The 14038-nt window shown below is 52.0% G+C and carries 10 protein-coding genes, 3 tRNA genes and 4 rRNA genes; 12 read left to right on the top strand and 5 right to left on the bottom strand.

Going from position 1 to position 14038, the window contains the following annotated elements; all coding sequences use genetic code 11:
• Position 1: 1 nt before the first annotated feature.
• Entirely contained in the window at positions 2-514 is a 513-nt protein-coding gene (def, locus tag ACXIZX_RS17320) for a peptide deformylase (RefSeq protein WP_008104717.1), read from the bottom strand.
• A 115-nt stretch (positions 515-629) separates the two neighbouring features.
• Here def and dprA point away from each other — a divergent pair, with 115 nt between their 5' ends.
• From dprA to aroE, 5 genes are read left to right on the top strand one after another with little or no spacing between them, the layout of a single operon-like run.
• Complete coding sequence (gene dprA / locus ACXIZX_RS17315) at positions 630-1754, top strand: DNA-protecting protein DprA (RefSeq protein WP_479404633.1); 1125 nt, start codon at positions 630-632, stop codon at positions 1752-1754.
• Positions 1726-2199: a DUF494 family protein Smg gene (gene smg, locus ACXIZX_RS17310; protein ID WP_007891699.1), complete on the top strand. Its 474-nt coding sequence runs from the start codon at positions 1726-1728 to the stop codon at positions 2197-2199. The genes dprA and smg overlap by 29 nt, the downstream gene beginning before the upstream one ends.
• 27 nt (positions 2200-2226) lie before the next feature.
• Complete coding sequence (locus ACXIZX_RS17305; RefSeq protein ID WP_479404632.1) at positions 2227-2781, top strand: DNA topoisomerase family protein; 555 nt, start codon at positions 2227-2229, stop codon at positions 2779-2781.
• Complete coding sequence (gene tsaC / locus ACXIZX_RS17300; protein WP_479404631.1) at positions 2778-3353, top strand: L-threonylcarbamoyladenylate synthase type 1 TsaC; 576 nt, start codon at positions 2778-2780, stop codon at positions 3351-3353. Before ACXIZX_RS17305 ends, tsaC begins: the two co-directional genes overlap by 4 nt.
• A gap of 3 nt (positions 3354-3356) precedes the next feature.
• Positions 3357-4178 (top strand): shikimate dehydrogenase, encoded by an 822-nt coding sequence (aroE, locus tag ACXIZX_RS17295; protein ID WP_479404630.1) that lies wholly within the window; start codon positions 3357-3359, stop codon positions 4176-4178.
• A gap of 9 nt (positions 4179-4187) precedes the next feature.
• Here the strand turns inward: aroE and ACXIZX_RS17290 are convergent, their stop codons facing one another.
• The gene (locus ACXIZX_RS17290) at positions 4188-4742 is read right to left on the bottom strand and encodes a gamma carbonic anhydrase family protein (protein WP_479404629.1); all 555 of its coding nucleotides are present in this window, start codon (positions 4740-4742) and stop codon (positions 4188-4190) included.
• A gap of 491 nt (positions 4743-5233) precedes the next feature.
• Between ACXIZX_RS17290 and ACXIZX_RS17285 the strand changes: the two genes are divergently transcribed.
• The 7 genes from ACXIZX_RS17285 (at position 5234) to rrf (ACXIZX_RS17255) (ending at position 10787) form a co-directional block, all read left to right on the top strand.
• A 16S ribosomal RNA gene (locus tag ACXIZX_RS17285) occupies positions 5234-6773 on the top strand.
• A gap of 73 nt (positions 6774-6846) precedes the next feature.
• Positions 6847-6923, top strand: a tRNA-Ile gene (locus tag ACXIZX_RS17280).
• A 116-nt stretch (positions 6924-7039) separates the two neighbouring features.
• Positions 7040-7115 (top strand) — tRNA-Ala (locus ACXIZX_RS17275).
• Positions 7116-7316: 201 nt separating this feature from the next.
• Positions 7317-10222: ribosomal RNA gene (locus ACXIZX_RS17270) — 23S ribosomal RNA — on the top strand.
• 206 nt (positions 10223-10428) lie between these two features.
• A 5S ribosomal RNA gene (gene rrf / locus ACXIZX_RS17265) occupies positions 10429-10544 on the top strand.
• Between the two features lie 15 nt (positions 10545-10559).
• Positions 10560-10635 (top strand) — tRNA-Thr (locus ACXIZX_RS17260).
• Positions 10636-10671: 36 nt separating this feature from the next.
• Positions 10672-10787, top strand: a 5S ribosomal RNA gene (gene rrf, locus ACXIZX_RS17255).
• The 16S, 23S and 5S rRNA genes sit together here with 3 tRNA genes alongside, the layout of an rRNA operon.
• Positions 10788-10934: 147 nt before the next feature.
• Here rrf (ACXIZX_RS17255) and ACXIZX_RS17250 read toward each other — a convergent pair.
• The 3 genes from ACXIZX_RS17250 to ACXIZX_RS17240 are packed head-to-tail and all read right to left on the bottom strand — an operon-like array spanning position 10935 to position 13999.
• A complete protein-coding gene (locus tag ACXIZX_RS17250) occupies positions 10935-11696 on the bottom strand; it encodes an amino acid ABC transporter ATP-binding protein (protein WP_061720213.1) in 762 nt (253 codons plus the stop codon).
• A gap of 8 nt (positions 11697-11704) precedes the next feature.
• The gene (locus ACXIZX_RS17245) at positions 11705-12805 is read right to left on the bottom strand and encodes an amino acid ABC transporter permease (protein ID WP_061720212.1); all 1101 of its coding nucleotides are present in this window, start codon (positions 12803-12805) and stop codon (positions 11705-11707) included.
• 15 nt (positions 12806-12820) lie between these two features.
• Positions 12821-13999: an amino acid ABC transporter permease gene (locus ACXIZX_RS17240; RefSeq protein WP_008105973.1), complete on the bottom strand. Its 1179-nt coding sequence runs from the start codon at positions 13997-13999 to the stop codon at positions 12821-12823.
• Positions 14000-14038 lie beyond the last annotated feature (39 nt).

Raw genomic sequence — 14038 nt, 5'->3', positions numbered from 1 at the left:
CTTAATCTTCGCGTGCGTTAAGGCGGGCCAATTTTTCCAGCTTCTGTTTGATACGCTGACGTTTCAGTGGCGACAGATAATCAATGAAAAGTTTGCCATCGAGATGATCGATTTCATGCTGGATACAAATCGCCAGCAGACCGTCGGTTTCCAGCTCAAAGCTTTTACCGTCGCGATCCTGCGCACGCACTTTTACCCACTCTGCACGCGGCACAAAAGCACGTTGTTCAGGGATGGAAAGGCAGCCTTCTTCAATACCGGTTTCACCGCTTTTTTCCAGCAGTTCCGGATTGATCAGCACCAAACGCTCGTCACGGTTTTCTGAAACATCAATAACAATGATGCGCTGATGAATATCGACCTGAGTCGCCGCTAAACCAATACCTTCTTCGGCGTACATGGTTTCAAACATGTCGTCGACAATACGCTGCACGTCTGCGTTTACGGTTGCCACCGGCGCAGCGATTTTGCGAAGGCGATCATCAGGGAAATGTAATACCTGCAAAACTGACATAAATATCCAGATCTGTATGCGTTAAAGAAAAGATTACTGCCTCATATTGTAGACTTTTTGATGCCTGATTGACAGCATTGCACCGCATGATAGCGCGGCTGACAGGGAGTGCAGCATGGAGAGAATTGAATGGATGCTTAGGCTGGCAAATGTGAAAGGCTTAAGCGGTCAGGTTGTCAGACATTTAGCTCATGCATTGCAGAGTAATGCTCAGGTTGATGACGATCTTTTACAGGATCAGGGATTAAACGAAACCCAGCGACAACAGTTTAAAGTGCTGTGTCCACGCCAGTTAGAACGAACGCATCTGTGGCTGGAGGATGAACAGCATCAGCTAGTTTCCTGTATCGATGAACATTATCCCTCGACGTTAGCGGAAATCAGTCGAAGACCCTCATTGCTGTATGTCGCTGGAAGTTTGGATGCTTTGCAGACGCCCCAAATTGGTGTCGTGGGCAGCCGTCATTGCACGCATTATGGTAAGCAGTGGGGAAGCTGGTTTACACAGCAATTGGCGCTGAGTGGATTGACCATCACCAGCGGCCTGGCGCGTGGAATTGATGGCGTGGCGCATCGTGCCGCGCTAGAAGCGCAGGGTAAAACTGTGGCGGTGTTAGGTAGCGGACTACAGCATATTTACCCTAAAAGTCATCAAGCGCTGGCACGCGAGATCATCACTGGAGATGGCGCACTGATCTCGGAATTCCCCCTTGATACGGCACCGCATGCGGTGAATTTTCCCCGACGTAATCGCATCATCAGTGGTTTAAGCCTTGGCGTATTGGTGATTGAGGCCACTTTGAAAAGCGGATCGCTGGTGACGGCACGCTACGCTTTGGAACAAAATCGTAACGTTTATGCGTTACCCGGCGCGCTAGGCAATCCCGGCAGTGAAGGAACGCACTGGCTTATCCAGCAAGGCGCGCTGCTGGTGGCGCATCCCAACAATATCCTTGAAGATTTACATTCAACACTTCAATGGTTGCCTGATAGCAGTTCAGAAACAATATATTCACAACACAGTGACGATGTGCCATTGCCATTTGCAACTGTGTTGGCTAACGTAGGTGATGAGGTTACACCTGTTGACGTCGTCGCTGAACGTGCCGGCCAACCTGTGCCAGTTATCGCAGCTCACCTGCTGGAGCTGGAGTTAGCAGGATGGATCGCAGCTGTACCCGGCGGCTATGTCCGATTGAGGAGGGCATGCCATGTTCGACGTACTTATGTACTTGTTTGAGACGTATATCCACAACGAAGCTGAAATGCGCGTCGATCAGGATAAATTGACCGATGATTTAACCGATGCCGGTTTTCATCGTGAAGATATCTACAATGCGTTGAATTGGCTTGAACGGTTAGCGGATTATCAGGAAGGCTTGGTTGCGCCTGTACTCATGGCAAACGATCCGCTCTCAATGCGAATCTACACCGAAGAGGAAAACCAGCGCTTAGATGCAGAATGTCGCGGTTTTATTTTGTTCCTGGAACAGGTCCAGGTGCTGAATATGGAAACGCGCGAAATGGTCATCGAACGTGTAATGGCCCTTGATACCCTCGAATTCGATCTTGAAGATCTCAAATGGGTGGTGTTGATGGTGCTGTTTAACATCCCAGGATGTGAAAACGCCTATCAGCAAATGGAAGAACTGTTATTCGACGTCAATGAAGGTATGCTGCATTAATAATCTGCGATTGATGCAACCGGTAATATGAGTAAATCAGCACTATTCTGCGTGCCTAAACACGATCCCTGCCCCGCTTGCGGGGCAGAATTAGTTATACGTTCTGGCAAACACGGCCCTTTTCTGGGGTGTGTGAATTATCCCACCTGCGATTACATCCGCCCGCTGAAAAGTCAGGGAGATGGTCATGTCGTTAAAGTACTGGAAGGCCATGCGTGCCCTCAGTGTGGCGCAGACAAAGTTCTGCGTCAGGGACGATTTGGCATGTTCGTGGGTTGCAGTCATTATCCGGAATGTGATTACACCGAAACCATCGATAAGCCAGATGAAACAGCTATCGCCTGTCCGCAATGTCAGAACGGTAAACTGGTACAACGGCGCTCGCGCTATGGCAAAACCTTCTACTCCTGCGATCGCTATCCAGATTGTCAGTTTGTCCTTAACGCAGCGCCGGTTGAAGGCGTTTGCCCGCATTGCCAGTTCCCATTATTAATAGAGAAGAAAACCGCACAAGGCATGAAGCGCTTCTGCGCCAGCAAACGCTGCGGTAAGCCTATCGTCCAGGACGAATCATCATCATGAAGCCAAGTCAGTATTCAGCGGGTAGTCTCGATTATTGCATTGAGAAGTTACAGCAACAGGAAGTTATCGCCTATCCAACCGAAGCCGTATTTGGATTGGGCTGCGATCCCGACAGCGAAGTGGCCGTAATGGCGCTTTTGGCGCTCAAGCAGCGCCCAGTCGAGAAGGGACTCATTTTGATTGCGTCCGATTACGCGCAGCTGGAACCTTATATCGCGGATCGTGAACTCTCGGTGCTGCAGCGCGAGCGTATGTTTGCAAGTTGGCCAGGCCCGGTGACCTATGTGGTGCCCGCCTCGCCACATACGCCGCGCTGGTTAACCGGGCGTTTCGACTCACTGGCCATTCGCGTTAGCGATCATCCGGACGTACAGGCTTTGTGTCGTGGTTTTGGTAAACCTCTGGTTTCGACCAGCGCCAATCTTTCCGGCGAACCGCCATGCCGTAATGCGGATGAGGTTGCTAAGCAATTTGGTCCGCAGTTCCCGGTCTTGCATGCTGAAACAGGTGGGCGACTGAATCCTTCTGAAATCCGCGACGTCATTAGCGGTGAACTTATCCGTCAGGGCTAATACATGGAAAATTTTGCCGTTTTTGGTCATCCGATTGCGCACAGCAAATCTCCTTTCATTCACCGCCTGTTCGCTGAGCAAACTGGCATTGAGCATCAATATGGCAAGGAGTGCGCGCCACTTGAGGGATTTCCACAGTCGATCGCGGATTTCTTTGCACAAGGCGGTAAAGGTGCCAATGTCACGCTGCCTTTTAAACAGCAGGCGTGGGAATTTGCCGATGAGCTCAGTGAGCGCGCGGCATTATCTGGTGCGGTTAATACCTTAAAGAAAGATGCGCAGGGCAAGATCTTCGGCGATAACACGGATGGCATCGGTTTGCTCAGCGATCTGGAACGATTGCAGATGATCCATCCCGGCGATCAAATTCTGCTGGTGGGCGCCGGTGGTGCTGCGCGTGGCGTGATCCTGCCTCTGCTTTCATTCGGATGTTCGCTGGTGGTGGTGAATCGCACCGTGGAACGCGCCGAGCAACTGGCAGAGATTTTCCAGCATAGCGGGGATATTAAAGCGGCCAGCTTTGAGCAATTAGCGGATCAGCAATTTGATCTGATCATTAATGCGACCTCAAGCGGTGTTGATGGAAAAGTTCCGGCATTGGGCACATCGCTAATTAATGCGCAATCGCGATGCTACGACATGTTTTATCAACAAGGTATGACGCCATTTTTACTGTGGTGCCAGCAGCAGGGCGCGCAGCAACTGGCGGATGGCGTTGGCATGTTAGTAGGGCAAGCCGCTCACGCTTTCCATTTATGGCATGGCGTGATGCCAGAGATCACGCCAGTGATTGCCAAACTAAAGCAGTCGATGCAGCAGGGATAAGGTTGGCGATCAGGGATGAGGTTGGCTTTCCTGATCGAGATATTCATTCTTCCAACCCACATAGTTGTTGGACGAATAAAGCAGCCCGGTAATCTCCGCTTCACTGAGCGGGCGCACTTGTTTAACCGGGCTGCCTAAATACAGGTAGCCACTTTCCAGCCGTTTACCCGGCGGCACCAAACTGCCAGCGCCAATCATCACATCATCTTCAACGATCACGCCGTCCAGTAGAATGGATCCCATACCAACCAGTACGCGATTGCCGATAGTACAGCCGTGCAGCATCGCCTTATGCCCTACTGTGACATCTTCGCCGACAATCAGCGGATAACCTTCTGGGTTGCTGGTGGACTTGTGAGTGACATGCAGTACGCTGCCATCTTGAATATTGCTTCTTTTACCTATCACGACTTTATTGACGTCACCGCGAATCGCAACCAGCGGCCAGATGCTTACGTCATCGGCAAGTTGTACTTCACCCACCACCACGCTGCTGCTGTCGATCATCACGCGATCGCCTCGTTGTGGAAAATGGTTCTTATAAGGTCGTAGGGCTGTAGACATGATCTTCTCCTTTTACGTTTTTACCCAAGCCTGCGGCTTAAAAGACGGATAAACAAGATGATTTTTGAGCGGATCGCTCGCGATCGCAGCGAAAAGAGTGAAAACTCGCCAGTCGATTAAAAAGATCGAAAAAAGGGGTTGTGCAAAAAATTCGGATCCCTATAATGCGCCACCACTGAGACGGCAAAGCGGCAACGCAGACGGCTCAGCAGGGAGTGAAGAAATTCATCCCGCCGGATGAAAACGCTGAAAAAAGTGTTTGACTCCGAAGGAGAGTAGAGTAGTATACGCCACCTCGCGACAGACGGTTCAGCCGCTGTTCGCAACGCTCTTTAACAATTTATCAGACAATCTGTGTGGGCACTCGCAGGATTGATATCAGCGTCTCCGGACGTAAAAAATATCAAAGCCTCACGAGTGAACACATAATGAAATTCATTATGACGTTTTACAGATGAGCACCGCTGAACTTGTTTCAGCAAATCAAACTTAAATTGAAGAGTTTGATCATGGCTCAGATTGAACGCTGGCGGCAGGCCTAACACATGCAAGTCGAACGGTAGCACAGAGAGCTTGCTCTCGGGTGACGAGTGGCGGACGGGTGAGTAATGTCTGGGAAACTGCCCGATGGAGGGGGATAACTACTGGAAACGGTAGCTAATACCGCATAACGTCGCAAGACCAAAGTGGGGGACCTTCGGGCCTCACACCATCGGATGTGCCCAGATGGGATTAGCTAGTAGGTGGGGTAATGGCTCACCTAGGCGACGATCCCTAGCTGGTCTGAGAGGATGACCAGCCACACTGGAACTGAGACACGGTCCAGACTCCTACGGGAGGCAGCAGTGGGGAATATTGCACAATGGGCGCAAGCCTGATGCAGCCATGCCGCGTGTATGAAGAAGGCCTTCGGGTTGTAAAGTACTTTCAGCGGGGAGGAAGGCGGTGGAGTTAATAGCTTCACCGATTGACGTTACCCGCAGAAGAAGCACCGGCTAACTCCGTGCCAGCAGCCGCGGTAATACGGAGGGTGCAAGCGTTAATCGGAATTACTGGGCGTAAAGCGCACGCAGGCGGTCTGTCAAGTCGGATGTGAAATCCCCGGGCTTAACCTGGGAACTGCATTCGAAACTGGCAGGCTAGAGTCTTGTAGAGGGGGGTAGAATTCCAGGTGTAGCGGTGAAATGCGTAGAGATCTGGAGGAATACCGGTGGCGAAGGCGGCCCCCTGGACAAAGACTGACGCTCAGGTGCGAAAGCGTGGGGAGCAAACAGGATTAGATACCCTGGTAGTCCACGCCGTAAACGATGTCGACTTGGAGGTTGTTCCCTTGAGGAGTGGCTTCCGGAGCTAACGCGTTAAGTCGACCGCCTGGGGAGTACGGCCGCAAGGTTAAAACTCAAATGAATTGACGGGGGCCCGCACAAGCGGTGGAGCATGTGGTTTAATTCGATGCAACGCGAAGAACCTTACCTACTCTTGACATCCAGAGAACTTAGCAGAGATGCTTTGGTGCCTTCGGGAACTCTGAGACAGGTGCTGCATGGCTGTCGTCAGCTCGTGTTGTGAAATGTTGGGTTAAGTCCCGCAACGAGCGCAACCCTTATCCTTTGTTGCCAGCGGTTCGGCCGGGAACTCAAAGGAGACTGCCAGTGATAAACTGGAGGAAGGTGGGGATGACGTCAAGTCATCATGGCCCTTACGAGTAGGGCTACACACGTGCTACAATGGCGCATACAAAGAGAAGCGACCTCGCGAGAGCAAGCGGACCTCATAAAGTGCGTCGTAGTCCGGATCGGAGTCTGCAACTCGACTCCGTGAAGTCGGAATCGCTAGTAATCGTAGATCAGAATGCTACGGTGAATACGTTCCCGGGCCTTGTACACACCGCCCGTCACACCATGGGAGTGGGTTGCAAAAGAAGTAGGTAGCTTAACCTTCGGGAGGGCGCTTACCACTTTGTGATTCATGACTGGGGTGAAGTCGTAACAAGGTAACCGTAGGGGAACCTGCGGTTGGATCACCTCCTTACCTGAAGATACCTTCCCGCGCAGTGCTCACACAGATTGTCTGATGAAATTAAAGAAGAGCGTAAAACGCCTGCAGGCTTGTAGCTCAGGTGGTTAGAGCGCACCCCTGATAAGGGTGAGGTCGGTGGTTCAAGTCCACTCAGGCCTACCAAATTCTTCCCCATACAGCGTTGTGACAACGACTCGCATACTTCAGTATGCTTCGCGTCGTCACGCCTTGTCTGTGAAAGAATTCTCCTGGTAAGCACGCGTTTTGCAAAACTCTATGGGGCTATAGCTCAGCTGGGAGAGCGCCTGCCTTGCACGCAGGAGGTCAGCGGTTCGATCCCGCTTAGCTCCACCATCAACGACCCCACGTTGATAACTAACTTCAGAATGTATCCTCGGGTACATTGCGAAGTTATTGCTCTTTAACAATCCGGAACAAGCTGAAAATTGAAACGACGTATCGTATTCATTCTCCGTAATAAGAATGAAGCTGCGATATGTTCGAGTCTCTCAATGCCTGCAGTCTGCAGCGTTGCAAAACGCCTGTGGGTTGTGAGGTTAAGCGACTAAGCGTACACGGTGGATGCCCTGGCAGTCAGAGGCGATGAAGGACGTGCTAATCTGCGTAAAGCGTCGGTAAGGTGATATGAACCGCTACAGCCGACGATGTCCGAATGGGGAAACCCGGTGCACTCAGTGCATCATCGCAACATGAATACATAGTGTTGCGAGGCGAACCTGGGGAACTGAAACATCTAAGTACCCAGAGGAAAAGAAATCAACCGAGATTCCCCCAGTAGCGGCGAGCGAACGGGGAACAGCCCAGAACCTGAATCAGTTTGTGCGTTAGTGGAAGCGTCTGGAAAGTCGCGCGATACCGGGTGATAGCCCCGTACACGAAAGTGCACATACTGTGAGTTCGAAGAGTAGGGCGGGACACGTGGTATCCTGTCTGAATATGGGGGGACCATCCTCCAAGGCTAAATACTCCTGACTGACCGATAGTGAACCAGTACCGTGAGGGAAAGGCGAAAAGAACCCCGGCGAGGGGAGTGAAACAGAACCTGAAACCGTGTACGTACAAGCAGTGGGAGCCTCATTTATGGGGTGACTGCGTACCTTTTGTATAATGGGTCAGCGACTTATATTCTGTAGCAAGGTTAACCGTATAGGGGAGCCGCAGGGAAACCGAGTCTTAACTGGGCGTTAAGTTGCAGGGTATAGACCCGAAACCCGGTGATCTAGCCATGGGCAGGTTGAAGGTTGGGTAACACTAACTGGAGGACCGAACCGACTAATGTTGAAAAATTAGCGGATGACTTGTGGCTGGGGGTGAAAGGCCAATCAAACCGGGAGATAGCTGGTTCTCCCCGAAAGCTATTTAGGTAGCGCCTCGTGAACTCATCTTCGGGGGTAGAGCACTGTTTCGGCTAGGGGGCCATCCCGGCTTACCAACCCGATGCAAACTGCGAATACCGAAGAATGTTATCACGGGAGACACACGGCGGGTGCTAACGTCCGTCGTGAAGAGGGAAACAACCCAGACCGCCAGCTAAGGTCCCAAAGTCATGGTTAAGTGGGAAACGATGTGGGAAGGCACAGACAGCCAGGATGTTGGCTTAGAAGCAGCCATCATTTAAAGAAAGCGTAATAGCTCACTGGTCGAGTCGGCCTGCGCGGAAGATGTAACGGGGCTAAACCATGCACCGAAGCTGCGGCAGCGACGCTTAGGCGTTGTTGGGTAGGGGAGCGTTCTGTAAGCCGTTGAAGGTGTCCTGTGAGGGGTGCTGGAGGTATCAGAAGTGCGAATGCTGACATAAGTAACGATAAAGCGGGTGAAAAGCCCGCTCGCCGGAAGACCAAGGGTTCCTGTTCAACGTTAATCGGAGCAGGGTGAGTCGACCCCTAAGGCGAGGCTGAAAAGCGTAGTCGATGGGAAGCAGGTTAATATTCCTGCACTTGGTGTTACTGCGAAGGGGGGACGGAGAAGGCTAGGTTATCCGGGCGACGGTTGTCCCGGTTTAAGCGTGTAGGCTGATATCTTTGGTAAATCCGGGATATCTTAAGGCTGAGGCGTGATGACGAGCCACCACGGTGGTGAAGTAACTGATGCCCTGCTTCCAGGAAAAGCCTCTAAGCTCCAGGTAACACGAAATCGTACCCCAAACCGACACAGGTGGTCAGGTAGAGAATACCAAGGCGCTTGAGAGAACTCGGGTGAAGGAACTAGGCAAAATGGTGCCGTAACTTCGGGAGAAGGCACGCTGTCATCAGGTGAAGTCCCTCGCGGATGGAGCCGAAGGCAGTCGAAGATACCAGCTGGCTGCAACTGTTTATTAAAAACACAGCACTGTGCAAACACGAAAGTGGACGTATACGGTGTGACGCCTGCCCGGTGCCGGAAGGTTAATTGATGGGGTTATCCGCAAGGAGAAGCTCTTGATCGAAGCCCCGGTAAACGGCGGCCGTAACTATAACGGTCCTAAGGTAGCGAAATTCCTTGTCGGGTAAGTTCCGACCTGCACGAATGGCGTAATGATGGCCAGGCTGTCTCCACCCGAGACTCAGTGAAATTGAAATCGCTGTGAAGATGCAGTGTACCCGCGGCAAGACGGAAAGACCCCGTGAACCTTTACTATAGCTTGACACTGAACATTGAGCCTTGATGTGTAGGATAGGTGGGAGGCTTTGAAGCGTGGACGCCAGTCTGCGTGGAGCCAACCTTGAAATACCACCCTTTAATGTTTGATGTTCTAACGTAGGCCCGTAATCCGGGCTGCGGACAGTGTCTGGTGGGTAGTTTGACTGGGGCGGTCTCCTCCCAAAGAGTAACGGAGGAGCACGAAGGTTGGCTAATCCTGGTCGGACATCAGGAGGTTAGTGCAATGGCATAAGCCAGCTTGACTGCGAGAGTGACGGCTCGAGCAGGTGCGAAAGCAGGTCATAGTGATCCGGTGGTTCTGAATGGAAGGGCCATCGCTCAACGGATAAAAGGTACTCCGGGGATAACAGGCTGATACCGCCCAAGAGTTCATATCGACGGCGGTGTTTGGCACCTCGATGTCGGCTCATCACATCCTGGGGCTGAAGTAGGTCCCAAGGGTACGGCTGTTCGCCGTTTAAAGTGGTACGCGAGCTGGGTTTAGAACGTCGTGAGACAGTTCGGTCCCTATCTGCCGTGGGCGCTGGAGAATTGAGGGGGGTTGCTCCTAGTACGAGAGGACCGGAGTGAACGCACCACTGGTGTTCGGGTTGTCATGCCAATGGCATTGCCCGGTAGCTAAGTGCGGAAAAGATAAGTGCTGAAAGCATCTAAGCACGAAACTTGCCCCGAGATGAGTTCTCCCTGACTCCTTGAGAGTCCTGAAGGGACGTTGAAGACTACGACGTTGATAGGCCGGATGTGTAAGCGCAGCGATGCGTTGAGCTAACCGGTACTAATGACCCGTGAGGCTTAACCTTACAACGCCAGAGGCGTTTTGGTCTGAGAGACCGATATTTTCAGCTTGTTTTACGGATTAAGATTTAGCGGAAACGAAAGATTTTACGCTGAGGCGAGGCGCCGACCGAGACGGAACGAAGGAGCATACTGAAGTATGTGACTGAGTAACGCGAGGGAAAGCAACGTGGCATCAGTGAAAAATATTCGTTTCGTGCACAAGAATTTGCCTGGCGGCTGTAGCGCGGTGGTCCCACCTGACCCCATGCCGAACTCAGAAGTGAAACGCCGTAGCGCCGATGGTAGTGTGGGGTCTCCCCATGCGAGAGTAGGGAACTGCCAGGCATCAAATTAAAGTGTGCTGATATGGCTCAGTTGGTAGAGCGCACCCTTGGTAAGGGTGAGGTCCCCAGTTCGACTCTGGGTATCAGCACCAGTTTTAAAGCGTGAGTTCGGTAAATTACAGAATTTGCCTGGCGGCTTTAGCGCGGTGGTCCCACCTGACCCCATGCCGAACTCAGAAGTGAAACGCCGTAGCGCCGATGGTAGTGTGGGGTCTCCCCATGCGAGAGTAGGGAACTGCCAGGCATCAAACACAGAAGCCCTGAACGAAAGTTCAGGGCTTTTTTGTATGCATCAAAACCTTCAATGCCACCCAAAACCCCATTAAAAGTGCAGTTATAAAAAAGCCCCTGCTTTGCAGCAGAGGCGATTTTCAATCTCACTATCTGGGTATTAATGAATAACCTGCGACAGAAACGCACGCGTACGTTCTGATTTGGGGTTAGCGAAGAACTCCTGAGGTGGAGCTTCTTCCACAATTTCACCGCGATCCATAAAGATCACGCGGTCCGCCACGGTACGCGCAAATCCCATCTCATGGGTAACACACAGCATGGTCATGCCATCTTCTGCCAAGCCAATCATCGTATCGAGCACTTCTTTCACCATCTCAGGATCGAGCGCTGAAGTTGGCTCATCAAACAGCATAATTTTCGGCTTCATACAGAGTGAGCGGGCGATAGCCACGCGCTGCTGCTGGCCACCAGAAAGCTGGCCAGGAAACTTATGCGCATGCTCAGCAATGCGCACACGCTGGAGGTAATGCATGGCCAACTCTTCCGCTTCTTTCTTCGGCATTTTGCGTACCCAAATCGGCGCCAGCGTACAGTTTTGCAGCACGGTAAGATGCGGGAAAAGATTAAAATGCTGGAAAACCATGCCTACTTCAGTACGAACACGTTCAATATTGCGCACATCGTGATTGAGATGGATGCCATCCACCACGATACGTCCTTGCTGATGTTCTTCGAGGTGATTGATGCAGCGAATAGTTGTCGATTTACCTGAACCAGAAGGTCCACACAGTACAATACGTTCGCGTGGTTTTACTTTTAAGTTAATGTCTTTCAGTACATGGAACTGGCCGTACCATTTGTTAACGTTTTCGAGTGTAATCATCATGGCATCAGCCGCATTAGTCATAGTTTGTGTCATGTTAAACCTCAGTGCGATGCACGCCCGGTGTGAAAACGCTTCTCCAGATACTGGCTATAGCGCGACATGCTAAAACAGAAAATCCAGTAAACCATGGCAGCAAACACATAGCCTTCTGTCGACATCCCCAACCAGGTTGGGTCGACGGTGGCTTGCTGCACGCTACTGAAGAGATCGAATAGGCCGATGATGATCACCAGGCTGGTATCTTTAAACAGCGCAATGATGGTGTTCACCAGGCCGGGAATGGTCATCTTGAGTGCCTGCGGTAAAATCACCAGCATCTGGGTTTTCCAGTAGCCCAGCGACAGCGATTCCGCAGCTTCATATTGGCCTTTCGGTAGCGCCTGCAAACCGCCGCGCACCACTTCCGCAACATACGCAGACTGGAACAAGATCACACCAACCAGTGCACGCACCAGTTTGTCGATGGTGGTGCCTTCCGCCATAAACAGCGGCAGCATGACCGATGACATAAACAGCACGGTGATCAGCGGTACACCACGCCAGAACTCAATGAAGATGATCGAAAGTGTACGCACCACCGGCATTTCTGAGCGACGTCCCAGCGCCAGTAAAATCCCCAACGGCAGCGCGCCGGCAATCCCCACTGACGCGATAATCAGCGTCAATGTCAGGCCGCCCCACTGGCGAGTCTCTACGCGCTCTAAACCGAAATAGCCGCCATACATCAGGAACCAAACCACAATCGGATAGACCACCGCCCAGCAGGCGATATAGCGACCGCGACGCGGCATCGATTTGATGAACATCGGAATGATCGACAGTAAGCCGATGACCAGCGATAGATTGATGCGCCAGCGCAGCTCATGCGGATAGAGCCCATACATAAACTGGCCAAAGCGTGCATGGATAAACACCCAGCATGCGCCTTCTTTGGTGCAGTCTGCGCGTGTCTCACCAATCCAGTTAGCCTGAAATACCAGCCAGTTCAGTGCCGGAGGAATCACATTCCAGATAAGCCAGATGCTGAACAACGTCAGCAGCGTATTCAGCCAGCTGGAGAACAGATTTTTGCGTGCCCAGAGCCAAGCCTTACTGAGTGGATTGGTCGGAATCGGCGGTGTTTCATGTGTAGTAACAGACATAATGATCCCGTTCTCTTAACGCTCAACCAGCGCAATTTTGCGATTGTAGAGGTTCATCAGCAGTGAAATGATCAGGCTGATAATCAGGTAAACCGCCATGGTAATCGCGATTGTTTCAATCGCCTGACCGGTTTGGTTAAGCACGGTACCGGCAAATAGCGAAACCATGTCTGGATAGCCGATAGCGGCCGCCAGCGATGAGTTTTTCACGATATTCAGGTACTGGCTGGTCAATGGCGGGATAATCACACGCATGGCCTGCGGGATAATCACCTGACGCATGGTTACTGGATTAGGTAAACCGAGCGAACGTGCGGCTTCATTTTGACCATGCGGTACCGACTGAATACCGGAGCGAATCACTTCGGCGATGAACGACGAGGTATAAACCGACAGCGCGAGAGTCAACGCGGCGAGCTCAGGGATCATCACGAAACCGCCACGGAAGTTAAATCCACGCAGTTCCGGCACATCCCAATGCATGGCAACGCCAAACAGGGTATGAGCAATCAGCGGCAGTAACACCAGCAGCCCAACCGCAGCCGGCCAGGTGCGACGCAGTTGGCCAGTTTTTAACTGATGCTTGCGGTTGTAGCGGAACAGCGCCACGCAACCCAGCACCGCTAACGCCAGCGCTATCAGAAATGGCCAGGTGCCAGGCGCGTACTCGGGCCACGGGATATACAAACCGCGATTGCTGACGAATGCCAAATCAAAAGCGTTGAGTGCCTGACGCGGGCCGGGCAGGTTACGCAGTACCGCAAAGTACCAGAAAAAGATCTGCAGCAGCGGCGGGATATTACGGAAGGTCTCGATATAAATGGTTGAAAGCTTGCGCAGCAGCCAGTTCTCAGACAAGCGAGCCAGGCCAACGGCAAAGCCAAGGATCGAGGCGAATACAATACAGAGCGCGGAAACCAGCAGGGTATTGGTCAACCCCACCATAAACACGCGCGCGTAGGTGTCGCCTTCGGTGTAATCGATCAGGTGCTGGACAATGCCGAAGCCGGCACTGCGATCCAGAAACCCGAATCCGGAAGTGATGCCACGATTGGCCAGGTTGATTACGGTGTTGTGGATTAAATATCCCACCACAGCAAGCACGGCAACAATCGCGACGATCTGGTAAAGCCAGGCGCGAACCGTAGGATTACCGAACGAAAAATCCCTTTTTACGGTTGGGCGTTGCGACATGTGAAAACCTCAGTGAAGATTACGCGTGGGCACCGCAGG

Source organism: Candidatus Pantoea symbiotica (assembly GCF_056491525.1).
This window is presented reverse-complemented; position numbering and strand designations above follow the sequence as displayed.